Origin of the sequence: Xanthomonas fragariae (genome assembly GCF_900183975.1) — a bacterium.
Classification (GTDB): domain Bacteria; phylum Pseudomonadota; class Gammaproteobacteria; order Xanthomonadales; family Xanthomonadaceae; genus Xanthomonas; species Xanthomonas fragariae.
This window is the reverse complement of sequence record NZ_LT853882.1, coordinates 3,654,542-3,680,983: the sequence shown is the minus strand read 5'-3', so window position 1 is coordinate 3,680,983 and position 26,442 is coordinate 3,654,542. Positions and strand designations below refer to the sequence as shown.

Here is a 26,442-nt window from a genome sequence, read left to right as displayed (position 1 = left end):
GCCGTCTCAACCCGCCTCTAAACTCGCAGCGACGCGCATTACAGCGTTGTCTCTGCGGCTGTGCCTCTTGGTGCTGTGCTCAAAGCGCATACCCAAACTGCTGCTTGAACTGGTCGTTGAACTCGGTGAAATCAAACCGTTGATTCTGGGTGCCAGGATGCTCCACCTTCAAGGCGCCCATCAGATTGCCCATGCGCCCGATCGTCAGCCAGTCGTAGCCGCCCTGGATGCCGTAGATCAGGCCGGCGCGAAAAGCGTCGCCGCAGCCGGTGGGGTCGACCACGCGGCGCTCGTGCGCCGGCGGGATGTCGTAGGTCTTCTCCGGCGTATGCAGCAGCGCGCCCTTTGGCCCTTGCGTGGTGATGTAGGCCTGCACGCGCGCGACGATGTCCTTTTCGTTCCAGCCGGTGCGTTCCTGCAACAGGTTGGACTCGTAGTCGTTGACCACCACGTAGTCGGCCTGCTCGATGAATTCGCGCAGCTCCGGGCCATTGAACAACGGCATCGCCTGGCCGGGATCGAAGATGAAGGGGATCCCGCCAGCAGCGAACTCTTCCGCGTTCTGGATCATGCCTTCGCGCCCGTCCGGGCGGATCAGGCCCAGGGTCACGCCCGGCACATCTTTCACGTGGTTTTCGTAACTGCGCATCATCGCGCCTGGATGGAACGCGGTAATCTGGTTGTTGTCGTGATCGGTGGTGATGAAGGCCTGTGGGGTGAACAGGTCATCGATGATCTTCACTCGCGACAGGTCGATGCCCAGTGTCTCGAAGTGCTCGCGATATGGGCCGAAATCCTGGCCCACTGTGCCCATCGGGATCGGCGCGCCGCCGAGCAAATGCAGGTTATAGGCGATGTTGCCGGCGCAGCCGCCAAATTCGCGGCGCATGCGCGGTACCAGGAACGACACATTCAAAATGTGCACCTTGTCCGGCAGGATGTGATTCTTGAACTGGTCGGGGAACACCATGATGGTGTCGTAGGCGAGGGAACCACAGATCAGTGCGGACATCGAGTCAGGCCCTTGCGTAAGGAAATACCCGCCAGTTGCCAGCATGGCGGCGGGACGGCCAACGCCGCGGCCAAAGGGTAACGGCTGCGAACGATCAGGGCCACAACCGCGTGTGATGCCCGGCGTGACCAGCACGTAAAAACGGTGCCGGGATAACCGATTTTTCCTTGCCCGTATCGGGGGGGATTGCTAGGCTAGCGGACTTCGTTTTGTGCCCACTATTCGACCAGTTGTTTCTGCATTGGCGACAGGGCGAGCGACTCTTTCAGGAACGGCTCCCTCGATGTTCAAGAAACTCCGCGGCATGTTTTCCAACGACCTGTCCATCGACTTGGGCACTGCCAATACGCTGATCTACGTTCGCGGGCAGGGCATCGTGCTGAACGAGCCATCGGTGGTTGCGGTGCGCCAGGACCGCGCGATCGGCGGCACGCGATCGGTGGCGGCAGTTGGTGCGGAGGCCAAGCAGATGCTCGGCCGCACCCCCGGACACATCACCACGATCCGCCCGATGAAGGACGGCGTCATCGCCGACTTCACCTATACCGAAGCGATGCTTAAGCACTTCATCAAGAAGGTACACAAGTCGCGCTTCCTGCGCCCAAGCCCGCGCGTACTGGTGTGCGTGCCGGCCGGTTCCACCCAGGTCGAGCGCCGCGCCATCAAGGAGTCTGCGGAAGAGGCCGGTGCGCGCGACGTGTATCTGATCGAAGAACCGATGGCTGCGGCGATCGGTGCCGGAATGCCGGTAACCGAAGCGCGCGGCTCGATGGTCATCGACATCGGCGGCGGTACCACCGAAGTGGCAGTCATTTCGCTCAATGGCATCGTGTACTCGCAGTCGGTGCGCGTGGGCGGCGACCGTTTCGATGAGTCGATCACCAATTACGTGCGTCGTAACCACGGTATGTTGATCGGCGAAGCCACCGCTGAGCGCATCAAGTTGCAGATCGGTTGCGCCTATCCTCAGGACGAGGTAAAGGAGATGGAAATTTCGGGCCGTAACCTTGCCGAGGGCGTGCCGAAGATGATCAAGATCAACTCCAACGAAGTGCTCGAAGCGCTGCACGAGCCGCTGTCGGGGATCATTTCCGCGGTCAAGCTGGCCCTGGAGCAGACCCCGCCGGAATTGTGCGCCGACGTCGCCGAGCGCGGCATCGTGCTTACCGGCGGTGGCGCACTACTGCGTGATCTGGACCGCCTGATCTCCGAAGAAACCGGCCTGCACGTGCAGGTGGCCGACGACCCGCTCACCTGCGTCGCCCGCGGCGGTGGACGTGCGCTGGAGCTGGTGGACATGCATGGCAATGAGTTCTTCGCGCCAGAGTGAGGCGCTTAGGGAATCGGCATGCGGGATTCGCAAGGCGGTTCCCTGCCTCCGGCCCTGACCGGTTGCGGTGCAGTTCCGCTTGTGCAAGTCCTAGCCCTACCGAGAGCAGCCAACCGCTTTCCGACTCCCCAATTCCCACTCCCCCGTCCCGGCCCTGAAAGTGCCCTCCTACGCCGGTCCTCCTGTCGCCTCCCGTCCGGGCGAAGTCACCTCCACGCTACGGCTGCTGGTCTATCTGGTGTTGGCGATCGTGTTGATCGCGCTGGATAGCCGCGGCGGTTGGTTGAGCCAGGTGCGCATGCAGGCCAATCTGCTGATCCAGCCGATCTGGGCGGTGGTCGGGCTGCCGGGGCGGATCGGTTCGCAGGTGCGCGACAACGCCGCCACACACGCGCAATTGGTCGAAGAAACCCGAAGTCTGCGCAATCAATTGCTGGTGGCCAATGCGCGGCTGACCCGGCTGCAGACCGCTGCGCTGGACAACGCGCAGCTGCGCGAACTGCTCAACGTGGCCGAGCGCCGAGGCCTGGACGTGCAGCTGGCGCCGATTCTGGATATCGATCTGGATCCCACCAGGCAACGTCTGCTGCTGAATGCCGGCAGCCGCGATGGCGTAATGCTGGGCCAGGCTGTGATCGATGCTGGTGGCCTGATGGGCCAGGTGATTGAAGTGACGCCGCTGCATTCCACCGTGCTGCTGCTGACCGACCCCGACCACGCCGTGCCGGTCAGCGTGGCGCGCAACGGCGTGCGCTTGATCGTCTACGGCCGCGGCGACCGGCTCGAACTGCGCGACATTCCGTTGAGCGCCGGCGTGCAGGTAGGCGATGACATCGTCACCTCCGGCCTGGGCGGCCGCTTCCCGGCCGGCTTCCCGGTCGGCAAGGTCTCCAAACTGCATCCCGACGACACCCACGCCTTCTTGGTCGGCGAACTCACCCCCGCCGCCAAGCTCGATCGCGGCCGCGATGTCCTGTTGCTGCGCGCCGGCAAACCGCTGCGCGTGGTGCCGGGAATCGGGAATGCGGGGGCGGGAATGGGCAACGGTAACGGCGCTGCACCGATGCCGTCTTCGACGCCGACCGGACAAGCTGTGGCCCCCGTTCCGACGCAGGGAGCTGCTCCTGCCAAGCTGTCGGGAATCGGGAATGGGAAATCGGTAATGGTTACCGGCAACAGCGCTGTGTCGATACCGGCACCGAGATTGACAGGACAAGGCGCAGCACCCGCATCGTCGCAGGGTGCTGTTGCTGCCAATTCGCGACTCCCGATTCCTGATTCCCGGCCCCGCAACAACCAGGGCGCAGCAACTGCACCGCCGCAAAGCACCGCTCCTGCAGAATCCCAAATCCCCAACTCCCAATCCCGTCCGTCCCCACCGGAGACGGACCAATGACCCGCACGCGCAACACCTGGATCCTGCCGGCGAGCATCCTCATCGCGCTGGTGCTGGGCCTGCTGCCGTTGCCGATGGTGGTACAGCCACTGCGTCCGTACTGGCTGGCCCTGGTGCTGGCGTATTGGGTGATCGAGAAGCCGGATCGGGTGGGGCTGGGCATGGCCTTCGTGGCCGGCGTGCTGGCCGATCTGCTGTACGGCGGGCTGCTCGGCGAGCAGGCGCTGCGGCTGGTGATCATGACCTTCATCCTGCAGCGCTTCCGCGCGCGTATGCGCTTTTTCCCGGTGTCGCAACAGGCGTTGGCGATCGGCGGGCTGCTGCTCAACGACCGCATCGTATCTTCGGCGGTGCATCTGGTCGTCGGCGAGCCGACCCTGTCGTGGAGTTACTGGTGGGCGCCGCTGCTGAGTATGGCGCTGTGGCCGCCGTTGTTCGTCTTGCTGGACGCGGTGCAGCTGGGCAAGCGGAGCAAGACGTAAGCCATGCACGGTCGCCGTCACCCCAAGAACCCGCATGCGGAGGCCGAGCAGTTCCGTCGGCGTGCGGTGCTAGGTTTTGTGATGGTGGTGGTGTGCCTGGTCGGCCTGGCTGGCTGGTATTTCAAGCTGCAGGTGCTCGACCATCAGATCTATGCCACGCGCTCGGAAGCCAACCGCATCAAGCCCAAGCCGGTGGTGCCGGGGCGCGGCATGATCTATGACCGCACCGGCCGGCTGCTGGCCGAAAACGTGCCGGCATTTCGGCTGGATGTGACTCCCGACAAGGTCACCGACATGGATGCCATGTTGGCCACGCTGGGCAAGGTGATCCCGATTTCGCCAGAGGATCTGGAGCGCTTCAATCGCGAGCGCCGCGCACGCCGCAGCTTCCTGCCGGTGACGCTCAAGCTGCGCATGAGCGATGAGGAAATGGCGCGCTTCGCGCTGGAGCGTTGGCGATTTCCGGGCGTTGAGCTGGAACCGTATCTGACCCGACGTTACCCGTATGGCCCGTTGTTCGCGCACATCATCGGCTACGTCAGTCGCATCGACGAAAAAGACCTGGCGGTTCTGGGCGAGGGCAATGCCGCGCTCACCCACATGGGCAAATCCGGGCTGGAGCGCTATTACGAACAGGATCTGCGCGGGCGGGTGGGCTACGAACAGGTCGAAACCAATGTGCAGGGCCGCGCGATCCGCACCGTCGGCCGGGTTGCGCCGCAGTCGGGTGCCGACCTGCGCCTGTCGGTGGACGCCGACCTACAGCGCGCGATGGTGGCCGCATTCGGCGAACACGAAGGTGCGGCGATCGCGATGGACCCGCGCACCGGCGAGATCCTGGGCATGGTCAGCCTGCCCAGCTACGACCCCAATTTGTTCGTCAACGGCATCTCGCAGAGCGATTTCCGCATGCTCAACGACAACCCGTCGCGGCCGCAGTTCAACCGGCTGGTGCTGGGAGGCGTGGCGCCGGGCTCCACGCTCAAGCCGCTGATCGCGCTGGCCGGCCTGGATAGCGGCCTGCGCCGGCCGGAAGACAGGGTGTTGTCCACCGGCATGTTCTATCTGCCCGGCGTCAGTCGCGGCTGGGGCGACTCGCACCGCGGCGGGCATGGCTGGACCGATCTGCGCAAGTCGATCGCCCAGTCGGTCAATACCTATTACTACCGCCTGGCGGTGGACATGGGCATCGAGCGCTTCGACCGTTACCTGGGCGAGTACGGCTTCGGTCAACCCACCGGGGTGGACTTGCTCGGCGAAATAGGCGGCATCCTGCCGTCGCCGGCCTACAAGTACACAACCCGCAAGGAGCACTGGTATCCCGGCGACACCGTCAATATCGCCATTGGCCAGGGCGACTGGAAGGTCACCCCACTGCAGCTGGTGCGCGGCATTTCGGGGATCGCCAGCGGCGTGCTGCTGCGCCCGCATCTGGTGCTGGAAGAGCGCACCGGCTTCGATCACCCGTGGCAGCCGATGATCCAACCGCCGGGCAAGCCGATCAGCCCGAATCCGGCGCATTTGCAGGTGGTGCGCGAAGGCATGATGGACACCATGCGCCCAGGCGGCACCGCTTATGCCATCACCCCCGGCGCACCGTATCAGATGGCCGGCAAGACCGGCACCGCGCAGGTGGTCAGCCGTAAAGGAGTGGCGGCGGTGGACCCGCGCAGCCTGCCCATGCATCTGCGTCACCGCGGCCTGTTTGTCGGTTTTGCACCGGCCGACAACCCGGTCATCGCGGTGGCAGTGGCGGTGGAGGGCGGTGGCTTCGGTACCAGCTCGGCGGCGCCGATCGCGCGCAAGATTTTCGACGCCTGGCTGCTCGGCAAGATGCCCGCCGGCCTGGAGCCGCTGGATAGCGAACTCGGCATGACCGCCGTGGGCGTCAACCAGTTCGAAGCCGGCGCCACCGATGCGCGCCGAGCCGGCGACGCGGCTGCCGCCCCGCTGGACGAGCTGCAGGTGGTGATCGGCCAGACCGCCGTGGCGCTGGACCCCAATACGCCTGCGCAGCCGGTGGTGCCGGATGTGCCGGACGTGGTCCAGGAGACCGACCATTGAGTGACATCTTGCGCTGGTTGGTGGACATGGCCGCGCGCTTCACGCGTACCCTGGACTGGGTGCTGTGCCTTGCGTTGGCTGCGCTGATGGTGATCGGCCTGTTGGTGCTCAAAAGCGCCAGCGGCGCTGCAAACGGCAATCATTTGGTGATGGCGCAGGGCATCCGCTTCATTGTCGGTTTCGTCGCAATGTGGGGCATTTCACGCATGTCGATGCTGCGCCTGCGCGCCTGGACGCCGTGGGTGTATGGCTTGTCGATGCTGCCGCTGCTGGCGGTGTTCGCGCTGGGCACCGGTAAATACGGTCGGCAATGGCTGGACCTGAAAGTGTTCTATCTGCAACCGGCCGAGCTGCTCAAGATCAGCCTGCCGATGATGGCGGCCTGGTATCTGCACCGTATGCCGTTGCCGCCGCGCATCTCCACCGTGCTGGTGGTCGGGGCGATCATCGGGGTGCCCACCGCCTTGATCATGTTGCAGCCGGACTTCGGCACCGGCGTGCTGATCGCCGCCAGCGGCGTGTTCGTGTTGCTGCTGGCCGGCCTGCCGTGGTGGTGGGTGGCGGTGGGTGTGGGCGGCGTGTCCGCGGCCGCGCCGGTGGCCTGGTTCTGGCTGCTGCGCCCGTACCAGAAGGACCGCATCATGATGTTCCTCAACCCCGAGAACGATGCCCTCGGTGCAGGTTGGAACATCATCCAGTCCAAGATCGCGATCGGCTCTGGCGGCCTGGAAGGCAAGGGCTGGGGGTTGGGCTCGCAGTCGCACCTGAACTTCATTCCCGAACAAACCACCGATTTTGCATTTTCGGTGCTCAGCGAAGAATTCGGCTGGCTCGGCGTCGCGACCGTGCTGACCTTGTATCTGATCGTGATCGGTCGCTGCCTGTGGATCGCGTCGCAAGCGCGCGACACCTATTCGCGCCTGGTCGCCGGTGCCACCGGGCTGGCGTTCTTCGTCTACGTAGTGGTCAACGGCGGCATGATTTCCGGCCTGCTGCCGGTGGTCGGCGTGCCGATGCCGCTGATGAGTTATGGCGGCACCTCGGCGGTCTCGCTGCTGGCCGGATTGGGCCTGGTGATGGCGGTCAAGACGCATCGCCCGGTGCATGGGTACTGAGCGCGCGCTGCTCGCATAGGGCAGCGCATCAAACCTGCGCTATGTGGCGCGCAACAACAGGCGCACAACGCGCTGGATGCGGTATGCGACACGCCGGTGTCGCTTGGCTGACAACCTGCTGAGTACGCACCGTTCTGCGTGCTGCATTGCAATGCCGACATACCAGCGCAGTGCCCTTCGTTCGTACGGCGTCCGGTTCGTTCGCCCTTTGCGCGCATGGGTATCGATCGGTAGAGTCCGCCACCCCGGAGTGTGTTTCGCAGCCGGGTCGCGTCGCTTCAGCAGGCGCGGGCTATTTCTCTTTACAGGTGACCTCTTCCATGAAATTGCTAACCACCGCCGCCATCGGCGGTGTCTGTCTTACATTTGCCGCACAGTCCGGCGCAATCACGCTTGCGTCGGGCGATATGCGCGCTGTCTCCGAGCCGGCGATTCCTGCCATCTGCCAGTCGGTGAGCGCCAGCCACACGCCGAGCGGGCGCCTGTTCGACGCTGCATCGGAAAGCGCACCGCCCGATACGAAGACCATCCAGGCCGCGCTCACCGCCTGCACGGGAAAGAACGGCAGCGTGCTGCTGAAAGCCGGCTCCGGCAACGCTTTTCTCACGGGCCCGTTGTCGATTCCCACGGGCGTCACCTTGGTCATCGATAAAGGTGTCACCTTGTACGGCTCGCGCAAGCCGGCCGATTACGGCAGCGGTTGCGGTACTGCCGGCTCCAAGAGCGGTGGATGTCTGCCACTGATCAGCATCAAAGGCGCCAGATCGGGCGTGATGGGCGTGCGCAGTGGCGAGCATCAGGGCACCATCGACGGCCGCGGCGATCTGACCATGCTCGGTAAGAGCACCACCTGGTGGGAGTCTGGCGAAAACGCCAAGTCCTCCGACCAGGTGCAGAACAGCCCGGATCTGATCAAGGTGCAGAATTCAAGCGCATTTACGCTCTACAACGTCAATCTGATCAACGCGGCGTACTTTCATTTCTTTGCGCATATCGTCGATGGCCTGACCATCTGGGGTGTGCGGGTGAAGTCGCCGGCGACCAGCCCCAACACCGATGGTCTGGATCTGGATAGCGTGCTTAACGCCACCATCCACGACAGCGATGTGATGAGCGGAGACGATTGCGTTGCGATCAAGACCATCGCGTCCAGGTCAGCAAATATCACCGTGCGCAACTCACGGTGTTATGCCACGCACGGCATTTCGATCGGCAGCGAAGTGATGTCCGGCGTCAGCAATGTGCTGGTCGACAACAACGTCATCGTGTCCACTGACGACGCTGGCAATCGCAGCACCGATAACAACGGTCTGCGCATCAAAACCAGCATCGCCAAGGGCGGTCCGGTCAGCATGGTCACCTATCGCAATACCTGCCTGTACGGGGTGACCAGCCCGTTGGTGATCAACCCGTTTTATTCCTCCGGCGGTAGCGGCACCAAGCCGAGCTTTAGCGATATCGTCGTCAACGGGCTGCGCGCCGTAGATGGCGTCGGCGGCAAGGGCTGGATTCTGAAGGGTTACGACGCACAGACGCGTCTGGACCTGGTGCTGGCCAACGTGGCGACCGGCAACACGGCGGTCACTGCCAGCGATGCACAAATCGGGCTGAGCAACAGCGCGCTCACGCCGACCGGTATCGACGTCAGCACGCGGGACGTGCAACTCAGCGGCAGCGTTCCGGTCTGCTCGGGTGCGCCGAGCTTTCCGGCGTTGTGATCGAGCAAGCGCGGCCGCCCCCGGCCGCGCTTGATGGCTGGACCGGCATGGCTGGACCGGCATGGCTGGACCGGCATGGCTGGACCGGCATGGCTGGACCGGCATGGCTGGAAGGGAACGGCCAGCCAACCGGACCCGCTCTCCCGCTGCAGATAGCACAGGCTCCACGTTATCGCCGCCAGATACACCGCGTCCTCGGCGCTCTGGCATCAATCACTCGGCGACTCCAGGCCGGCCGGGCACCAGCAGACGTCGGCGCACTCTGCGTGTGGCTAGGCAGCTCACGAATCCCAACTTTCTACTCGCGAATCCCCTGCCGCAAAAGCGGCTGGCTAAATGTTGTTGCGTTTCATGGTCTTATTGCTGGAAGTTCATTTGATCTCTGTTACTCTCGGCAGATGATTAGACGCACTCTGACCTGCCTGCTCACCCTCGGCCTTGTCGCCTGCGCGACCCAGCCCAGCCCTCCGTCCCCGCCGCCAACCGCAAGCGCGCCTCCGGCCAAGCCGCCGAGCATGCCGGTCGCGCCTGTCAGCGCCGCTGCCGAAGCGCCCGCGCTGCCGCCGGTCGACCTGACCCCGGTACCGTTCGAGATCGCACGCGCCAATTTCGTGCGCGACACCGCCGCCAAATACGGCATCGACCCCGCCCGGATCGAAGCGGTGTTGGCGCAGGCGCAATTCAAGGACGCCCTGGTGACTGCGATGTCGCGCCCGGCCGAGCGGGTCAAGCCGTGGAACGAATATCGGCCGATGTTCATCACCAAGGCGCGCATCGACGGCGGCCGCAAGTTCCTGGCAGAACACCGCGCCGAACTGAGCAAGGTTGAATCCGCCACCGGCGTGCCTGCGCAGGTCATCGTCGCCATCATCGGGGTGGAAACCAGCTACGGCAGCACCGCCGGCAAATACCGCGTGCTGGATGCGCTGTACACGCTGGCGTTCCGCTATCCGCGCAGCGGCGACCCGGCCAAGCTCGAACGCGAAGTGCGCCGCGAGCTGTTTTTTCGCGACGAACTCGGCCAGCTGTTCGCGCTCGGCAAGGAAGAGCAACTCGACGTCACCACGCTGATCGGCAGCTATGCCGGCGCGATGGGCATGGGGCAGTTTATGCCGTCTAGCTACCGCCAGTTCGCGGTTGATGGCGATGTCGACGGCAAGCGCAACTTGTTCACCGATCACAACGACGTATTTGCCTCGATCGCCAATTACTTCGTCAAGAAGGGCGGCTGGGTGCGCGGTGGTGAGGTTGCGGTGCCGGCCACGCTGGCGGCCGGGCGCGAGGAGTTCAACCCCACCGATTGGTCGCCGGTGTACACCCTGGCTGACCTGTCCGCGCGCGGCTACCACACTATTGCGCCGGTGGTGGCCGGCAGTACCGCCACCCCGATCACACTGGATGACGCCAACGGCAAGCAGTACTGGCTCGGCTTCCAGAATTTCTACGCGATCACCCGATACAACGGTTCCAAGATGTACGCGATGGCCGTGTTTCAGCTGTCCGAGGCCATCGCCGGCAAGGAGTTACCCCCGGCATGAACAGCATGACAGGCCCCAAGTGGCTGATCCCGATGGCGCTGATGCTCGGCCTGGCGGCCTGTAGCAGTGCACCGAAGAAGAGCGCCGGCAGCAATGCCAGCGGCGCGACTAAGGGCATCAAGGTCGAAGGCAAGGGGAGCGCCACCGGATGTCCGTCGACCTCGCCGTATGCGGCAGCCAAGGAAGACCCGTCCACGCGCGGCGACTACACCGCTGGCGGCTTGTACAAACCGGGCGTCGAGGACGCCACGCCGGATCACGTGCCCAACGTGGCCTGCATCCCTGAGCCGCTGGTCACCAACGAGCCGCGCTCGGCGTTGGGCAATCGCTCACCGTACGAAGTGCTGGGCAAGCGCTATGTGGTGATGGACGGCCCTGGCGGCTATGTCGAACGCGGCACGGCTTCTTACTACGGCAGCAAGTTCCACGGCCGGCTGACCTCCAACAAGGAGGTTTACGACATGTACGCCTTCACCGCCGCCCACAAGACCTTGCCGCTGCCCAGCTTTGCGCTGGTGACCAATACCGACACCGGCGACTCGGTGGTGGTGCGCGTCAACGACCGTGGCCCGTTCCACGATGGCCGCGTGATCGATCTGAGCTACGCCGCTGCGGTCAAGCTGGGCATTACCGGCAAGGGCACCGGCAACGTCGAAGTACGTGGTCTGACCGAAGCCGACAACGGCAATCTGCTGGCCAAGCGCCGTAGTGGTCTGGCGCCAGTCAACACGGCCGTCGCGGCCGCGCAGCCGGCCGCAAACGGCAGCCAGATCGATGGGCTGGTGCAGCGCCTGCCCACCCGCACGGTGCCGCCGCAGGCGGTGGCGACAACGTCGGCGGCTACGGTTGCCGGGCCTGCAGCAGTATCGGCTGCCACTGCGCCGGTCAATGCTGCAGGCGAGCGGTGGCGCTACCGGGTGGCCGATTCGCGCCAGCCCGGCAATGCCGACAATTTCGATGCCTGGATGAAATCGCACGGCGTGCATGTGGCCACCGGCAAGCCAGCAGCTGCCACGCCGCGAGCGACATCGCCTGCGCCGCCGGCACCTTCCGCTGCGTCTGCATGGCCTACGCCGGTTGCCGTTGCCGTGGTCAGAGCGCCGGCCAGCGCGCCCGCACGTTCGCTAAAAACAGAGCCGGTGCCTGCCAAGGCGCCAAGCGTGGCCGAAGCCGCATTGGGCGACATCCTGCTGCAGGTCGCCAGTTTCGCTAGCCGCGAAAACGCCAATCGCGCACTGTCGCAGCTGGCCTCGGCCGGTATCGCCGGTGCCAGCGTCAGCGACATCGTCAGCGGCGGCCGCACCTTGTGGCGGTTGCGCGTGAATGCACGCGACCACGCCAATGCCTCGGAAATCGCCCAGCGCATTGCCGGTCTTGGTTTCGGCCGCCCACAGATCGTCGCCAATTAAGCACGATCAAGTGACTGCCCAGTCACCGGTGAACATTGCCGGTGTCTGGAATCGGCACGCACTCTCAAAGCATTTTGGTGACGGCGCGCTTTGTGTGCGCACCGACAAGCTGCTCGCTTTGATTGGCCGCGGTTGACGCGCGCCCTGCCGCCATCGCTGAACTGCGCAGAGCGCGGGCCTCATGACGCGTCGCCCTGATTGCCTTCGCGCCTTACAATTTTACATTGCCCAGTCTTCGGGCCCGTCAGGAGTTGTTCTTCAATGAAATTCCGCTTCGCCGCCGCTGCCGTGGCCACGTTCGCCTTCGGCCTGGCCTGCGCCCAGACACCCGCGCCGCAGCCGGCTCCTGCCGTGGCGGCTGCGCCGGCCGTCGTGCCGGTTCCGCCCGCACCCGCGCCGGCCGTGTCCAAGTCCTGGATCCTGATGGACTACGCCACTGGGCGAGTGCTCGCCGGTGAGAACATTCATCAGCAGCTCGCCCCGGCCAGCATCACCAAGGTGATGACGTCCTACGTGGTCGCGGCCGAGATCAAGAACGGCAAAGTCAAGCGCGACGACCAAGTCATGATGAGCGAGCGCGCCTGGCGCGAAGGCGGCGCCGGCACCGACGGCAGCTACAGCGGCTTTCCAGTCAATCAGACCGCACGTCTGGAAGACATGGAAAAAGGCATGGCTATCCAGTCCGGCAACGATGCCGCAATCGCCTTGGCCGAGCATGTGGCCGGCAGCGAAGGAGCCTTCGCCTCGCTGATGAACAGCTACGCCGGCAAGATCGGCATGAAGGACTCCTACTTCGTCAACGCGCACGGCCTGGGCGCCGAAGGCCATCACTCCACCGCTTACGACCTGGCCATGTTGGGCCGTGCAATGGTGCGCGATTACCCGGAGACCTACGCCTACAACAAGATCAAGGAATTCCAGGTTGGTACCATCAAGCAGAACAACCGCAACCTGCTGCTGTGGCGCGACCCTGCGGTGGATGGCATCAAGACCGGCCATACCTCCGAAGCCGGCTACTGCCTGCTGAGCTCTGCCAAGCGCGGCGATCAGCGTCTGGTGGCGGTGGTCATGGGCGACACCTCCGAAAAGCAGCGCGCTGACGACAGCCTGGCACTGCTCAATTGGGGCTTCCGCTTCTTCGAAACCCATAGTCTGTATGCACACGACAAGGTCGTGACCAAGCAAAAGGTGTGGAAGGGGCAGCAGGACGAAGTGCAGCTCGGTGTGGCGCAACCACTGCTGGTGAGCCTGCAGCGCGGCCGCTACAACGACCTCAAGCCCAGCATGGAAGTAGCCAAGAACCTGCAGGCCCCGATCAAGCAGGGTCAGCAAATCGGTACGGTCAAGGTCAGCCTGGACGGCAATATCATCGCCCAGGCGCCGCTAGTGGCGCTCAACGCCGTCGAAGAAGGTGGATTCTTCAAGCGCCTCTGGGATGCCTTCTGGATGTGGTGGGAATCGTAATAAAAATGCCGGCGAAAGCCGGCTTTTTTTTTGCGGGGATTCGAGATTCGGCATTTGGGATTGGCAAGAACGAGAGCGAGAGCAAAACGTTGCAGCCCCGCTCTGACCAATCCCAACTCCCTAATCTCCGCCCTCAAAGCAACCGACTGATCGTGAAGCTCCCATACACCGGCGTCTCGCGCTGGGTGTCGAATTCGCGGGTGCGGTGGTATCGGGCAAGGGCAAACTTCCAGCGGCCGTACATCACCGCCAGGCCGTAACCGACGTCGCCGACGAATGGGCGCTTGTCCACGCTGTGACTATTGCGGAAGGTGTTGCCGTCCAGAGTGATGTCGCGCAGCACCCAGCGCGCATCGGTGGTCACGAATAGATGACCCGACCAGCCGCTAGCGCGTCCGAGCCGGCTGGGTGCGGTGTTTTCGCCGGCCGGGCGGGTCGGGGTGCTGCCGAAGTCGTCCGGAAGTTTCCAGCCGAAGCGGGCTTCGCCGCCGGCATTCAGATGCGTGGCCATGTTGCCGACCGAGCCGCCCCAGTGCGAAATGAAATCCCAGCCGAAGCCGTCCGCGTTGGCCGCGGCATCGGCCGGCCAGCGGCGCATACGTTCGTGCACCAAGTTAAGCAGCGGCTCGTTATGCAGCTGGTTGTCCCAGCCCTGGAATTTCTTATCGCCTAGCACATCGTGGATCGCGTCCTGCGCTTGCTGCGCAAATGCCCACTTGCCGACCACACCGATCTGCAGCTGCGTGGCGCGCAGATGCGCCTCGTTGCGCGCGTTGTAACCGAAGCTCGCCAGCAGGATGCCCGCATACGGGCGATCCTCCGGGATCACGTCGCGACGGGTGGAGTCGGTGGGGGTGAAGATTGTCTGGCCGATCGAGAACACCATGTTTTGCTGATCGAACTCGCCCGGATGCAGGCGTTCCAGATAACTGTTGACCCAGCGCGCGGTGCGCGGCAGGCAAGAGTCGTCGGTGTAATCGACCAGGTTGGGCGACACCAGCGTTAGCACCGCGCCATTGGAATAGCCTTGGTCCTGCTCCTCACCGCCGAACAGGTCGTTATCGACCCGGAAGTTCACCGCCGTCGGGGTGCGGCCCAGTGTGCCGGAATCGCACTGGTCAGCCGCCAGGGCCGGCATCGACAGCCCGGAAAGACAAAACAGCAGGGCAGCAGACAACGCGCGCGGTCGGTGCATGGAAAGCCTGGAGAGTTGAGGAGGGGCGGTGTTCAGCAAAGGTGCCTGCGGTCGCTGCTGCGTCGCGTGAAGTGTCCCGAAGCGGCCTCATTCTGTGCAAAACACCATTCGCACGTAGATGTATTTGACCCAGCAATGTAACTGCGTAACTTTATGAAAAGTTTGGATTCCCCACATGATCAAGGCCCAGGCAATCTCATCAATTGGCTGTGCAGAGCTTGGGTTTACCCACCATCGACCCGATAATGGGCAGATGGAAATCAGCACCGACCACCCCGATCACGGCTTTCAGTTTCCCGGCACCTTCGAGCTCAGCGCCATGGGCACGGCCGAGCGCGGGCTGGAAACCGAACTTCCGCGTCTGCTCACCGTTACCGGCGTGGAGTTGCTGGAAGAAAGCATCAGCTGGAAGCATTCGTCCAGCGGCAAATATGTCTCGGTCAAGATCGGCTTTCGCGCCGATAGCCGCGAGCAGTTCGACGCGGCACATCAGGCCCTGCGCGACCACCCGGAAGTGAAGTGGACGCTGTAGCGGCCGAGCCAGCGCTTAGAGCCGTCTCGATCCTGCCGGCACAACTACGCGATCTCGGCCGGCAGGAGTACGCACCGGTGTGGCGTGCGATGCAGCGTTTCACCGATGCGCGTGATGCGCACACCGCCGACGAGCTATGGGTGGTAGAGCACACGCCAGTGTTTACACTCGGCCAGGCGGGCAGGCCCGAACACGTACTGGCGCCGGGCGAGATTCCGGTGCTGCAGGTTGATCGCGGCGGTCAGGTCACCTATCACGGCCCCGGTCAGTTGGTGGTTTATCCCCTGCTGGATCTGCGCCGGCTCAAGATTGGCGTGGGCGATTACGTGTGCAAGATCGAGCAAGCGCTGATCGACACCTTGGACGAATGGAACATCGTCGCCGAGCGCCGCGACGGAGCGCCCGGCGTTTACGTGGGCGGGGCCAAGATCGCCGCGCTCGGCATCCGGGTGCGGCGCGGCTGTAGTTTCCACGGGCTTTCGTTCAACGTGGCGATGGACCTGGAGCCGTTCCACCGCATCAACCCGTGCGGCTACGAGGGCCTGCAGGTGACCTCGGTGCTAGACTTGGGCGGCCCCTCCGGGATGGACGCCGTCAAGGCGGTGCTGCTCGATCAGCTGGCGCGCCAGCTCGGTCTCGTGTTGCAGCCTGTTTCTACGTTGCCCGACCTTTCGCTTCTGGCCTGAGCGCCCGTTACCATGACCCAGCCTACCGCCCGTTCCATCTCCTTGCAGGTCGTCTCCGGCGATACCGCCGCGTCTGCGCCGCTGCAGACCGGCGTCAAGCAGATCGGTGGCGACAAGATCAATCGCTCGCCGGTGCAGTTCGTCGATGCGCCGGTGCTGCGCAAGCCGTCGTGGATTCGCGTGCGGATCCCTTCCGGCAACGCAGTGCAGAACCTCAAGGCCAAGCTGCGCGAAAACCGCCTGGTCACGGTGTGCGAAGAAGCCAGCTGCCCGAACATCCACGAGTGTTTCAGCCACGGCACCGCCACCTTCATGATTCTGGGCGAGGTGTGCACGCGGCGCTGCTCGTTCTGCGACGTGGCACACGGCCGGCCCAAGCCACCGGACGCCAGCGAGCCGACGAGCCTGGCGACGACCGTTGCAGACATGGGCTTGAAGTATGTGGTGGTGACCAGCGTGGATCGCGATGATCTGCGCGACGGTGGTGCGCAGCATTTCGTTGACTGCATTGCAGCGATTCGCGTTAGCTCGCCCAAGACCCGCATCGAGATCCTGACCCCGGATTTCCGCGGCAAGGGTCGTATGGATCGCGCGCTGGCGATCCTGGCGCTGAGCCCGCCGGACGTGTTCAACCACAACATCGAAACCGTGCCGGACCTGTACCCGAACGTGCGCCCCGGTGCGGATTATCAGTGGTCGCTGACGCTGTTGCAGCGCTTCAAGGCGCAACATCCGTCGATCGCCACCAAGTCCGGCATCATGCTTGGCCTGGGCGAGACGATGGAGCAGGTGCAGGCCACCTTGCGCGACTTGCGTGCGCACGAGGTAGACATGATCACCATCGGTCAGTACCTGCAGCCGACCCCGCACCACCATCCGGTGATGCGTTATTGGACGCCGGATGAGTACAAGGCATTGGAGGAGTACGGCAACGCACTGGGCTTCAGCCATGTCGCGTCCGGTCCGATGGTGCGCTCGTCGTACCACGCCGATCAGCAGGCGGCCGGCGCCGGCGTCGCTGTGAATTCCAGCGCTGACTCAGAAATATAAATCGCTCCATCGGAATGAACGTCGCTAGGTCAGAATGGAGCGATGTCCGAGTGCATGCCGCCCATCAAGGTATCCCCGACGAAGGCAGGGCCTGGCGGATCGAAGGACTCGGTGCGCCAAGCCCATGGACTATGAGCCGGTCATCGAAATTCACCTCACTTCGTTGCTTGTGGAATCCCTCAAGCCTGTGCAATCAATATATCCGGCTCGCGGAGGTCATTCTTGATCGCATCAGGGCGGCACGGCTACGACGTGGCGCAGCGTGCGGTTCGCTTTGGTGTATGGTTCGGGAAGACGTTTTGACGTCACCTTCACACATGGGCTCCCTGGAATCCGGCGCTAAATACCGGAGCTTAGCGTTTCATCCTATTCTTCTGGCAAGCATTCGCATACGCATGGTGGCCATGATGCACAGATCGACTACAGGCTCTGTCTACGCCTTGCTGCTTCTCCTAGTCTCCCTAACAGCTGCGACAGGATGTACCGCTATGAACGATTCCAACGAGCCCCACTCTGAAGCTTTCCGGCCAGTGCAATCCACCGCTGAGGCCAAGGCACAGCTTGCGGGTTGGATCGCCCCAGGCATACCTATTTCGGACGCGACACGGACGCTTGAAGGGCAGGGATTTGAATGCCATGAGGCAATGCCGCAGTCGCAAGGCGTGCGATTGTCGGTGTCTTGCCTCTATCAAGCCCCGCCCCCCCTCCCGCCAGAGCAGAGACTGGTTACATCGACGGCACCCGTCAATTGGTTGGTAGTGCTGGATTCAAAAGATGGAGCGACGGTCAGCAGCTTCCGAGCATCGCGTTCGCCAGCAGATCCTTGAGGAGCAAGCAATGCCAGAAGAGCAGGCCAAAATCATCGTGGGAGCAAGTCCGGTCGGTATCGACCAGCGGCATACCTATCTGCTTTTCGAACGATCCGATGGCAGTCAAACCGTCTTGCGCGGCGGGCCTAGCCTGAGAGCGGAAGGTAACGATCTTGCAAATTTTGCAGGATCCACGCTGCTGGGTTCCGACACCTTCGGCAGTATACATTTTGATACCGCCCCTTACGTTCCTTCCTACAAAGCTGCCTATCAACTGCAACCGGACGGCAGTGACCGTCCGATACCTGTGGAAAAAGCCGATCCTAATGATCCAGCGATCCGTAAGGATGCGCAGGGTAAGATTGATGTCCAGGATGCGATCCCTCCGGACTGGCCGCTTCCAGGTGAGAAGCACGAGCGAGCTGTCGTATGGAAAGGAACAGATCAAGAGCTTGAAAAGAAGCTGAGTTCTGCACTGACGGCGGGGTAGCAAATTAACGATGCCAAGCTTGAATATTCGCCGCTGTACAACAACAGTAACGGCGTGACGGGCCTTTTGTTGAAAGCGGCACACATAAACCCATCGCTGCCGCTAGACAAGGACGGGAAACAGGTAGACGCGCCTGATTTCGGCGAAAACCTGTATCAGGACGTTGGCCTAGCCTCTAACCGAAGCGGCTATTCGTTCGACGGCAAGCAGTGGCGTGACGACGATGATCGCAAGATCAAGCCTCCCCACTCGGGTAAGCCGGTTGTCCCGATTGATCCTAATGAGAAGGGCATATCCCGCTCAGGTTTTTTCGAAAGCAACGACACCGCTCAACCAGACCGTATTCAGCACGGAAAGCAGGCTTTCCGTAACGGCGATGCGGACCTCGACCGGCTGGCTGCTGCAATTTTTTCTGACGATGAGGCCGCTATCTCTCAGGCAAACGCGCATATCCAACAATCGTCGCCAGTGCAGGCGTATGAACAACTTGGCCGCGACCTGGTTGCCTTCGAGCAACGGCAGGAACTTCAGCAGCAAGAGCTGGCTCGCCAAGTGCAGGGCCCGGTGATGACACGCTGACTCCCACCATCACTGAAGGCCATTCATGTCCAGCGAGCACCAGATATCGCAACTGCTGTCTTCTCTGCAAAACACGCTCAAGCTGCAATCGGCGCTGATGGCAAAATTCGAGCAACGCGAAGCGCGCATGCAAGCTGCCTTCGATCAGCGGATGCTGGCGCTCCAAAGCGAAGTGACACAAGTACACCGTCGCGTTGATGGCATCGTCGGTGATGCCAGTGCGTAGATCGCCAAAGAAGCCAAGAATGCGGTGGCCCCGACTGCTGCGCAGTACGACCGCGACGTATCGGCCACGTCTGCGCAACTGCAAAAGGCGAACAAGACGGTATGGATGTGGTTCGGTGCCGCAGGCGCGATTCTACTGCTGGTGCTTCTCGTTGGCTGGGCGGTGCTGGGGTATTACCGGCGCGAGCTAGTATCCACGCAAGAAGAATTGCAACGCTATGAAAATGCCGTGCCCATCGTGCAGGCGTTCTATGCCTCCGATTCGGTCGTTTGCGATGGGCGTATCTGCTCAAACGACGATCCGAATGGAAAGCGTGTCGGCAACAAGCGCCAGTATCGACAGGCCAAGCCAAGATCCCCGTCGCAGTGAGGCCTCACTCTGTATCTTTATCCGATGGATGTCTTTCTCCGACAGCGGGATGCGAACTTTCGGTGAAAGCTCCACGAAGATCAGCAAATTTACTGCTAGGGCTGACTCGAACTGCGCCGGGTCGCCGGCTTTGCGGGAGGCGACGCCCCAGACGTAGGCTGCAATAGGCAGGTTAGTGTCCCTGCAGGTACGGTCTCGTTCACAATCTACTACAGGCCCGGCGCTAGGCTGATTCAGCCAGCGGATGACAACGCCAGCAACTTTCGGCACTGTCATGCTGTCTGACCCGCTCACTGCCTTCCTTTCATCGGCCCTGTGCCGAGAGCCATTCGATGACCTACAACGTTTCTGCGTCCATGAAGGCCGGCCTGCTGGCGCTGGTGTTGACCACTCCGGTGGCATTGCTCGCTCGCGCCGATACGGCGTTGCCGGCAGCCGCCACGCCCGATCAGGCAACGGCGACCAAGCTGGTCTACGGCCTGCTCTCCGATAGCCGCTATGCCTATCGTCCGCGTACGCTGGACGAGGCGATGTCCAAGGACGTGTTCAAGCGTTATCTGGAAACGCTGGATGGCGGTAAGCAGTTCTTTACCCAGGCCGATATCGACGGCTTCGCACCGCTGCAGGCCGGGTTGGGCGACGCGCTGCGCGGCGGTAATCTGGAGCCGGCGTTTCAGATCTTTTCGGCCTACAAGAAGCGCGTCGATCAGCGCGTCAAGTTCGCGCGCGACCTGCTCAAGCAGGACTTCGATTTCACGGGCAGCGACAAGTTCGAGTATGACCGCAAGGATGTGCCGTGGGCGGCCGACGACAAGCAACTGGACGTGCTGTGGCGCCAGTCGGTGATGAACGACTGGTTGCGTCTGAAGCTGGCCGGCAAGAAGCCCGAGGACATCCGCAAGACCCTGGACAAGCGTTACGTCGCATTGGCCGATTCGGTCAAACAGCTCAAGGGCGAGGACGTGTTTCAGTTCTTCGTCAACGCCTATACCAATGCGGTTGATCCGCACACCGATTACTTCACTCCGCGCACCGCCGAGACCTTCAATCAGCAGATGTCGTTGTCGCTGGAAGGCATTGGCGCGCAGTTGCAGAAGCAGGACGACATGGTGGTGATCCGCGAGGTGATCCCGGGTGGTCCGGCGGCGGTGGATGGCACGCTCAAGCCGGGCGACCGCATCGTCGGCGTGGGCCAAGCCAAGAATGGCGCGATCGAGGATGTGATCGGCTGGCGCATCGACGATGTGGTGGCCAAGATCCGCGGCAGCAAGGACACCCAGGTGCGCCTGGAGTACGTCCCGGCCGAGTTGGGCATCGATGGCAAGCACCGCACCGTGATTCTGACCCGACAGAAGGTGCGTCTGGCCGAGCAGGCCGCCAAGGGCGAGACCATCACGCTGCCGGCCAAGGGCAGCGAGCCGGAACGCCGCCTCGGCATCATCAAGCTGCCGGGCTTCTATCAGGATTTCGAAGGTCGTCGTCGCAATTCGACCGATTACGCCTCGGCAACGCGCGACGTCGCCAAGCTGCTGGCCGGCTTCAAGACAGACAAGGTCGATGGCGTGGTGCTGGATCTGCGTAACAACGGGGGCGGCTCGCTGGATGAAGCGATCGAGCTCACCGGCCTGTTCATCGAGCAGGGGCCGGTGGTGCAGGTGCGCGAGTCCGGTGGCCGCGTCACCGTCAACGGCGACAGCAACCCCAAAGTCGCCTGGGATGGTCCGTTGGGCGTGCTGATCAATCGAGGTTCGGCGTCGGCCTCCGAGATCTTTGCCGGCGCCATCCAGGATTACGGTCGCGGGTTGGTGATCGGTGAAACCAGCTTCGGCAAGGGCACCGTGCAGAACATTGTTGATCTGGACCGTTGGCCGGCCGCTGAGGGTCAGCGTTATGGGCAGGTCAAGCTGACGATCGCGCAGTTCTTCCGCGTCAGCGGCTCCAGCACCCAGCACAAGGGTGTCGTGCCGGACATCGCATTCCCGGCCAGCGTGGATGCCACCGAATTCGGTGAAAGCACATACGACAACGCACTGCCGTGGACCCGCATCGCGGCTGCCCCGCACACGCAGTACGGTAACTTCGCGCCGCTGCTGCCCAAGTTGCAGAGCCTGCATACCGCGCGCATTGCCACCGACAAGGAATTTCAGTGGTGGGAAGAGGACGTCAAGCAGTTCCGCGACGAGAAGGCCAAGAAGTACATTTCGTTGAACGAAGCCGAGCGCGTGGCCGAGCGTCAGAAGCAGGACCAGCAGCGCAAGGACCGTCAGCAGATACGCAAGCAGTTGGGTCTGCCGCTGGATCCGCTTGCCGAAGACAGCGACGACGGCCTGACCGGCAACGAGCGCGACATCGTCAAGGACGCTGCCCGCGAAAAGGCCGCTGAAAAGCGTCCGGATCCGTTACTGCACGAGTCGGCCGCGATTCTGGCAGACGCATTGGGCCTGCTGTCGCAGGATCAGCCGTTGTCGGTGCAGGTGTTGCCGCAGTCCACTGCGCCGGGACGTTGGGCTGACTGACCGCTGGTTGATGGTTTGGATAAAAACGCCACCGCAGTCGGTGGCGTTTTTTTATGGCGGTATTTCTCGGGAGCGGGTATGCAGCGGTTGCTTTTTGTAGGTTGCCGCCATGGTGCGTCAAGAAAGCCTGGGCAACCTCAGCGCGTGTTTGCGATCAGAAACCGTTACCTAATTTTGCGGACGACTACCTCATCTACGGACCGAACGTTGTTGTCGCTTTGACTTTCATCGAGCGGTACCGCGCGGCGTGGAAAGACGCGCCGTATCGGCCGACCTTCGTCACCACTGACGCGGTAGTTGTGCATTCGGGGCACGTACCGCTGCTGCGTCGTCGCGCCGAGCGGAGCCGAGCCGGGCAAGGGATTGTGGGCATTGCCCGGCGGCTTTATGTCCAGGACGAAGGCGCTGGATGGCTGCCTGCGCGAGTTGCGCGAGGAAACCCGGCTCAAGGTGGCTGTGCCGGTGCTCAAGGGCGCGTCGGGCGGTCGCCATGTATTCGATCATCCCGAGCGCAGCCTGTGGGGGCGCACCATCACGCCTGCCTTCCACGTTGAATGTCCGGCCGGTGAATTGCCTGCGCTGCGCGGCGGCGATAATGGCCACAAGGTGCACTGGATTCGGGCCCGCGCTGGTGTGGAGGCCATCTGCATCTGCTTGAATTTTTCCTTGGGCGCGGCTGAGCGACAACGCGCAATTTTGAGTGGCTTGGAACCGTGACCTCCCACCGGCGGACAGACTGCTGGTTCATTCGACGCGAAGGAGTTTCCGTCATGCATTACCTCGATAACCTGCTGCTCAACACCGACAGCTACAAGGCCAGCCACTGGTTGCAGTATCCGCCGGGTACCGATGCGGCGTTCTTCTATGTCGAATCACGTGGCGGCGTGTACGACCAGACCGTGTTCTTCGGCCTGCAATCGATCCTGAAAGAGGCGATCAACCGGCCGGTGAGGCACGCCGATATCGACGATGCGAAAGAACTGTTGGCCGCTCACGGCGAACCGTTCAACGAAGCAGGCTGGCGCGATATCGTCGATCGTCTCGGTGGGCAGTTGCCGATCCGCATCCGCGCGGTGCCCGAAGGTGCGTTGGTGCCCACGCACAATGTGTTGATGACGATCGAGTCCACCGATGCCAAGGCGTTCTGGGTGCCGTCGTATCTGGAAACGCTGTTGTTGCGCGTGTGGTATCCGGTGACGGTGGCCACGGTGAGCTGGCAGGTGAAGCAAATCGTGCGCGATTACCTGCAGCGCACCAGCGACGATCCGGAAGGGCAGCTGCCGTTCAAGCTGCACGATTTCGGCGCGCGTGGGGTCTCCAGTCTTGGCTCTGCCGCGTTGGGTGGTGCCGCGCATCTGGTGAACTTTCTCGGCACCGATACCCTGTCGGCGTTATTGCTGGCACGTGCGCATTACCACACACCGTTGGCGGGGTATTCGATTCCTGCCGCCGAACACAGCACCATCACCAGTTGGGGGCGCGAACGTGAGGTGGATGCGTATCGCAACATGCTGACGCAGTTCGCGCGCCCGGGATCGATCGTGGCGGTGGTGTCGGACAGCTACGACATCTATCGCGCCATCCGCGAGCATTGGGGTAGCACCCTGCGCGAGGAAGTGATCGCCTCCGGCGCGACGGTGGTGATCCGGCCGGACTCGGGCGAGCCGGTGGATGTACTCGAGCAATGTTTATTGCTGCTCGATGAGGCGTTCGGGCATCAGGTCAATGGCAAGGGCTACAAAGTGCTCAACCATGTGCGCGTGATCCAGGGCGATGGCATCAATCCGCAATCGCTGCGCGCGATCCTGGAACGCGTCACCGCTGCTGGTTATGCGGCCGACAATGTCGCCTTCGGCATGGGCGGTGCCTTGCTGCAGAAGGTGGACCGCGACACGCAGAAATTCGCGCTGAAGTGCTCGGCGGTGCGTGTGGACGGGCAATGGATCGACGTCTACAAGGACCCGATCACCGATCAGGGCAAGCAGAGCAAGCGCGGTCGCCTGACCTTGGTGCGCGACCGTCGCGATGGAAGTTATCGCAGCGCGCTGTTGGACGAAGTGGCGACACATGCCGATAGCGAAGATGCGTTGGTGACGGTGTGGGAAAACGGCGCAATGCAGCAGCAGTGGACATTGCAGCAGGTGCGTGCGCGCGCCGACGCTGCGCGCCGTTGATGGTCGGCGCGCAGGCACCAACATGTACGCACCCAGCGACGAGGTGTTGGTGATGCCCGCGATCCTCCGGACGGGTTGCAGGCATTGCTGCGCACCTTGTCGACCACGGCTAACGGCCCGCCTGTCGAGCAGCGCGTGCTCTAAAGCAATGGTGCCGGGTTTGCGCGTGTGCAGGGAACGCGGTCGATCGATGCTTTGGTCGCGTTTGGGTTGTCGTGGATTGAGTTATCGCGCCGCCATCCACTGCAGGACTGCAACGAGGCAATCATGCGGTTTCGTCCGGATGAGCCGATCGCCGATGCCGGGATTTTCGTACACAGCGCACTACTCAGTGCAGCACGCCTGCCGGTGCGGCTGGTCTGCATCGTGCAATGTGATGGTGTAGGCATGGCCGATGCGGTGGCGCAGTCCATCGATTGGGCGCGCAACTGTGGCGTCACGCAGGTGATCTTTCGCGAGCTGTCGCGCCTGGACGATGCGTATCGCAGCAATGGCACCTGGCGCTATGTCGAGCAGCACCGCATTGGCGTGGAGAGCTGGCCGGCCGATTGCATGCAGCAGCCCCGTTGGTCCAGTCGTTGGATGAGCTCGATCAGCGCGGTTGTGGACGCCGACCCCGGACGACGACTCGGCCTGGGCACTGCACGACCACCTGCGCACGGCCGACCCGTTAAACGGACGCGACTGTAAGTGGGTCAAGCAGATGCCGCCATCCGTGCGCCACTTCAGTCTGCCGGGCGAGGTGTTGTTCGACCCGTTCTGCGGCATCGGCAGCGCCTTGCTGGCCGCTGAAGTGGAAAGCCGCATGCGCATGGCATGGAATCGATCCCGCGCGTGCATCGTTGGCACGCACGCGCCTGCAGCGACATGGCTTGGAGGCGCCGGTGGTAGTCGGCAGCCTGCTGACCCCACGCCTGCCTGCCAAGACGAACGCTCTGGATCTGACCAACGTGCCGTATTTCGGATGTCAGTGGCGTGGGGAGGCAGTGCCCAGGCAGCTGTATAACAGTGCCGATGCCGCCAGTTATCTGTCCGGCATGCGTGCGGTGTTGCATGCTTTGCGAAAGCGATTGCGGCCAATTGGCATTGGCGTGGCGACGGCGGAAAACGGTCGTGGTCGGTGGGCACGTGATGCCGCAGGCATGGAGCCTGGGCCGGATTCTGGGCAGCCTGTTTACGCTGCGCGAGGAGCGCGTACGGCGCTGACAGCGGCCAAACGCTGCGCAGGCGCATGCGCTCACCCAGAGTAGTCGCAGTCACGACTACGCGCTGATCTTGCGGTAGTGCCGTGCGCAGGCAGATCTGTTGTTTGCAGGCCGTGCAGGCCCAGGGCTTCGCGCTTCGCTTGTGGGGCGAGCCGTGCGACGCACCGGTCGCGCTGGCTCTGGTGCGCGCGCACCGCTATCTGCGCGCCGAGCGCATCGGCGCCGATGGAAGCTGCCTGCAGGTGGCCTGCAATTGCCAGCGGATGAACCGCCGTTGCTTCGATCCGGCAACGCGACGCCGCGCGCACATGGGTTGCGGCTATGCTTTGGCCGGTTTTGGATGCCGGAATCTTTCCCATGTCTTGTTCTTCCCTGATCGCGCGCGGTGCGCTGCTCGGCGCGCTGGCAACCTTGGCCGGCTGCGGTGGCAGCAAGGGCGACACGATGCTGATGCGCGAGTCGTTCAATTCCGATGACACCTATTCGCGCAGCGTGGTGGCCAGTTCGCCGCAAGCCTGCGAGGCCGCACGGCGGGTGTTGTTGAGCCAAGGCTATGCGGTAACGCGCGCGGACGCCGCTGCCGTGGAGGGCAGCAAGAACTTTCAGCTCAAAGAGGCCGACCAGAGCGAGCAGCTCAATCTGCGCATTTCCTGCGCCACGCAAGATGGCGGCAAGGCGCAGGTGTTCGTCAGCGCGCTGCAGGATCGCTACGCATTGAAGAAGAGCACGACCTCGGCCAGCGTCGGCGTGGGCGTGCTGGGCTCGTTGTCGTTGCCGGTCGGCAGCAGCGGCGACTCGCTGGTGCGCGTGTCGAGCACCACGGTGCAGGATGCGGCCTTCTACAAGCGCTTCTTCGAACGCCTGAATTCGTATCTGCCCAGGGTGACCGAAGCGGCGCCTGCACCTGCGCCGGCCACAGCGCACCCGGCAGCGACCACGCCAGCGGCTGCACCCGCTGCCGCGCCTGCAGCCGGGTCGAGCACCATCGCACAGCCTCCAGTGGCGCCGTTGCCGGTCGAAGCGCAGTACCCGCCGCCAGCGTCTACCAATGTGCCGCAGAGCGAACCCGCCACGCAGCGGTGA

Annotated in this window: 21 protein-coding genes and 3 pseudogenes; 22 read left to right on the top strand and 2 right to left on the bottom strand. The window is 63.1% G+C overall.

Annotated features, from left to right (window positions below; genetic code table 11):
- Positions 1-79: 79 nt before the first annotated feature.
- The gene (locus PD885_RS17105; protein ID WP_088057013.1) at positions 80-1,012 is read right to left on the bottom strand and encodes a carbohydrate kinase family protein; all 933 of its coding nucleotides are present in this window, start codon (positions 1,010-1,012) and stop codon (positions 80-82) included.
- A gap of 283 nt (positions 1,013-1,295) precedes the next feature.
- On the opposite strand from PD885_RS17105, the gene PD885_RS17100 reads away from it, so the two are divergent.
- The 9 genes from PD885_RS17100 to PD885_RS17060 all read left to right on the top strand — a co-directional run bounded on the left by PD885_RS17100 (position 1,296) and on the right by PD885_RS17060 (position 13,528).
- A complete protein-coding gene (locus PD885_RS17100; RefSeq protein WP_002804722.1) occupies positions 1,296-2,342 on the top strand; it encodes a rod shape-determining protein in 1,047 nt (348 codons plus the stop codon).
- A gap of 160 nt (positions 2,343-2,502) precedes the next feature.
- A complete protein-coding gene (gene mreC / locus PD885_RS17095) occupies positions 2,503-3,738 on the top strand; it encodes a rod shape-determining protein MreC (protein ID WP_088057012.1) in 1,236 nt (411 codons plus the stop codon).
- Positions 3,735-4,220, top strand: coding sequence for a rod shape-determining protein MreD (gene mreD / locus PD885_RS17090; RefSeq protein ID WP_088057011.1), 486 nt, complete (start codon positions 3,735-3,737; stop codon positions 4,218-4,220). Before mreC ends, mreD begins: the two co-directional genes overlap by 4 nt.
- Positions 4,221-4,223: 3 nt before the next feature.
- The gene (gene mrdA, locus PD885_RS17085; protein ID WP_002804730.1) at positions 4,224-6,284 is read left to right on the top strand and encodes a penicillin-binding protein 2; all 2,061 of its coding nucleotides are present in this window, start codon (positions 4,224-4,226) and stop codon (positions 6,282-6,284) included.
- Complete coding sequence (gene rodA / locus PD885_RS17080; RefSeq protein ID WP_002804731.1) at positions 6,281-7,399, top strand: rod shape-determining protein RodA; 1,119 nt, start codon at positions 6,281-6,283, stop codon at positions 7,397-7,399. Before mrdA ends, rodA begins: the two co-directional genes overlap by 4 nt.
- 320 nt (positions 7,400-7,719) lie before the next feature.
- Positions 7,720-9,117: a glycoside hydrolase family 28 protein gene (locus PD885_RS17075; RefSeq protein ID WP_002804733.1), complete on the top strand. Its 1,398-nt coding sequence runs from the start codon at positions 7,720-7,722 to the stop codon at positions 9,115-9,117.
- Positions 9,118-9,515: 398 nt separating this feature from the next.
- Positions 9,516-10,655 (top strand): lytic murein transglycosylase B, encoded by a 1,140-nt coding sequence (mltB, locus tag PD885_RS17070; protein WP_040762403.1) that lies wholly within the window; start codon positions 9,516-9,518, stop codon positions 10,653-10,655.
- Positions 10,652-12,064 (top strand): septal ring lytic transglycosylase RlpA family protein, encoded by a 1,413-nt coding sequence (locus PD885_RS17065; RefSeq protein WP_088057010.1) that lies wholly within the window; start codon positions 10,652-10,654, stop codon positions 12,062-12,064. The genes mltB and PD885_RS17065 overlap by 4 nt, the downstream gene beginning before the upstream one ends.
- A gap of 261 nt (positions 12,065-12,325) precedes the next feature.
- A complete protein-coding gene (locus tag PD885_RS17060; RefSeq protein ID WP_088057009.1) occupies positions 12,326-13,528 on the top strand; it encodes a D-alanyl-D-alanine carboxypeptidase family protein in 1,203 nt (400 codons plus the stop codon).
- Between the two features lie 133 nt (positions 13,529-13,661).
- Here the strand turns inward: PD885_RS17060 and PD885_RS17055 are convergent, their stop codons facing one another.
- Complete coding sequence (locus PD885_RS17055; protein ID WP_002804738.1) at positions 13,662-14,723, bottom strand: lipid A deacylase LpxR family protein; 1,062 nt, start codon at positions 14,721-14,723, stop codon at positions 13,662-13,664.
- A gap of 253 nt (positions 14,724-14,976) precedes the next feature.
- On the opposite strand from PD885_RS17055, the gene PD885_RS17050 reads away from it, so the two are divergent.
- The 13 genes and pseudogenes from PD885_RS17050 to PD885_RS16990 all read left to right on the top strand — a co-directional run bounded on the left by PD885_RS17050 (position 14,977) and on the right by PD885_RS16990 (position 26,442).
- Positions 14,977-15,255 (top strand): YbeD family protein, encoded by a 279-nt coding sequence (locus PD885_RS17050; RefSeq protein ID WP_002804739.1) that lies wholly within the window; start codon positions 14,977-14,979, stop codon positions 15,253-15,255.
- Positions 15,243-15,941 carry a lipoyl(octanoyl) transferase LipB gene (gene lipB, locus PD885_RS17045; protein WP_002804740.1) on the top strand — a complete coding sequence of 233 codons (699 nt, stop codon included), beginning with the start codon at positions 15,243-15,245 and terminating at the stop codon, positions 15,939-15,941. The genes PD885_RS17050 and lipB overlap by 13 nt, the downstream gene beginning before the upstream one ends.
- 12 nt (positions 15,942-15,953) lie before the next feature.
- Positions 15,954-16,991 carry a lipoyl synthase gene (gene lipA, locus PD885_RS17040; RefSeq protein ID WP_002804741.1) on the top strand — a complete coding sequence of 346 codons (1,038 nt, stop codon included), beginning with the start codon at positions 15,954-15,956 and terminating at the stop codon, positions 16,989-16,991.
- Positions 16,992-17,828: 837 nt separating this feature from the next.
- Positions 17,829-18,290: a hypothetical protein gene (locus tag PD885_RS21025; protein ID WP_134656630.1), complete on the top strand. Its 462-nt coding sequence runs from the start codon at positions 17,829-17,831 to the stop codon at positions 18,288-18,290.
- A 54-nt stretch (positions 18,291-18,344) separates the two neighbouring features.
- Complete coding sequence (locus PD885_RS22205) at positions 18,345-18,869, top strand: hypothetical protein (RefSeq protein ID WP_002804743.1); 525 nt, start codon at positions 18,345-18,347, stop codon at positions 18,867-18,869.
- 25 nt (positions 18,870-18,894) lie between these two features.
- On the top strand, positions 18,895-19,095 hold the full coding sequence (locus PD885_RS17025; protein ID WP_088057008.1) for a hypothetical protein: 201 nt from the start codon (positions 18,895-18,897) through the stop codon (positions 19,093-19,095).
- A 24-nt stretch (positions 19,096-19,119) separates the two neighbouring features.
- A complete protein-coding gene (locus PD885_RS17020; protein ID WP_231895642.1) occupies positions 19,120-19,464 on the top strand; it encodes a hypothetical protein in 345 nt (114 codons plus the stop codon).
- Between the two features lie 356 nt (positions 19,465-19,820).
- Positions 19,821-21,980 (top strand): carboxy terminal-processing peptidase, encoded by a 2,160-nt coding sequence (locus tag PD885_RS17015; RefSeq protein WP_172402157.1) that lies wholly within the window; start codon positions 19,821-19,823, stop codon positions 21,978-21,980.
- A gap of 206 nt (positions 21,981-22,186) precedes the next feature.
- Positions 22,187-22,660 (top strand): annotated as a pseudogene (locus PD885_RS17010) (NUDIX domain-containing protein); the annotation flags it as partial.
- A 90-nt stretch (positions 22,661-22,750) separates the two neighbouring features.
- The gene (locus PD885_RS17005) at positions 22,751-24,154 is read left to right on the top strand and encodes a nicotinate phosphoribosyltransferase (protein ID WP_088057007.1); all 1,404 of its coding nucleotides are present in this window, start codon (positions 22,751-22,753) and stop codon (positions 24,152-24,154) included.
- 75 nt (positions 24,155-24,229) lie between these two features.
- Positions 24,230-24,736, top strand: a pseudogene (locus PD885_RS17000) (hypothetical protein); the annotation flags it as partial.
- Positions 24,733-25,636 (top strand): annotated as a pseudogene (locus PD885_RS16995) (TRM11 family methyltransferase); the annotation flags it as partial. The pseudogenes PD885_RS17000 and PD885_RS16995, both read left to right, overlap by 4 nt.
- 80 nt (positions 25,637-25,716) lie before the next feature.
- Positions 25,717-26,442, top strand: coding sequence for a DUF2242 domain-containing protein (locus PD885_RS16990; RefSeq protein WP_088057006.1), 726 nt, complete (start codon positions 25,717-25,719; stop codon positions 26,440-26,442).

Coding starts and splice junctions, on each gene's coding strand:
- PD885_RS17005 (WP_088057007.1), top strand. CDS start 22,751: ATGCATTACCTCGATAACCTGCTGCTCAACACCGACAGCTACAAGGCC.
- PD885_RS21025 (WP_134656630.1), top strand. CDS start 17,829: ATGCCAGAAGAGCAGGCCAAAATCATCGTGGGAGCAAGTCCGGTCGGT.
- PD885_RS17105 (WP_088057013.1), bottom strand. CDS start 1,012: ATGTCCGCACTGATCTGTGGTTCCCTCGCCTACGACACCATCATGGTG.
- PD885_RS17065 (WP_088057010.1), top strand. CDS start 10,652: ATGAACAGCATGACAGGCCCCAAGTGGCTGATCCCGATGGCGCTGATG.
- PD885_RS17100 (WP_002804722.1), top strand. CDS start 1,296: ATGTTCAAGAAACTCCGCGGCATGTTTTCCAACGACCTGTCCATCGAC.
- mreD (WP_088057011.1), top strand. CDS start 3,735: ATGACCCGCACGCGCAACACCTGGATCCTGCCGGCGAGCATCCTCATC.
- lipA (WP_002804741.1), top strand. CDS start 15,954: ATGACCCAGCCTACCGCCCGTTCCATCTCCTTGCAGGTCGTCTCCGGC.
- mltB (WP_040762403.1), top strand. CDS start 9,516: ATGATTAGACGCACTCTGACCTGCCTGCTCACCCTCGGCCTTGTCGCC.
- PD885_RS17015 (WP_172402157.1), top strand. CDS start 19,821: ATGAAGGCCGGCCTGCTGGCGCTGGTGTTGACCACTCCGGTGGCATTG.
- PD885_RS17025 (WP_088057008.1), top strand. CDS start 18,895: ATGTCCAGCGAGCACCAGATATCGCAACTGCTGTCTTCTCTGCAAAAC.
- PD885_RS16990 (WP_088057006.1), top strand. CDS start 25,717: ATGTCTTGTTCTTCCCTGATCGCGCGCGGTGCGCTGCTCGGCGCGCTG.
- PD885_RS17075 (WP_002804733.1), top strand. CDS start 7,720: ATGAAATTGCTAACCACCGCCGCCATCGGCGGTGTCTGTCTTACATTT.
- mrdA (WP_002804730.1), top strand. CDS start 4,224: ATGCACGGTCGCCGTCACCCCAAGAACCCGCATGCGGAGGCCGAGCAG.
- PD885_RS17055 (WP_002804738.1), bottom strand. CDS start 14,723: ATGCACCGACCGCGCGCGTTGTCTGCTGCCCTGCTGTTTTGTCTTTCC.
- PD885_RS17050 (WP_002804739.1), top strand. CDS start 14,977: ATGGAAATCAGCACCGACCACCCCGATCACGGCTTTCAGTTTCCCGGC.
- PD885_RS17060 (WP_088057009.1), top strand. CDS start 12,326: ATGAAATTCCGCTTCGCCGCCGCTGCCGTGGCCACGTTCGCCTTCGGC.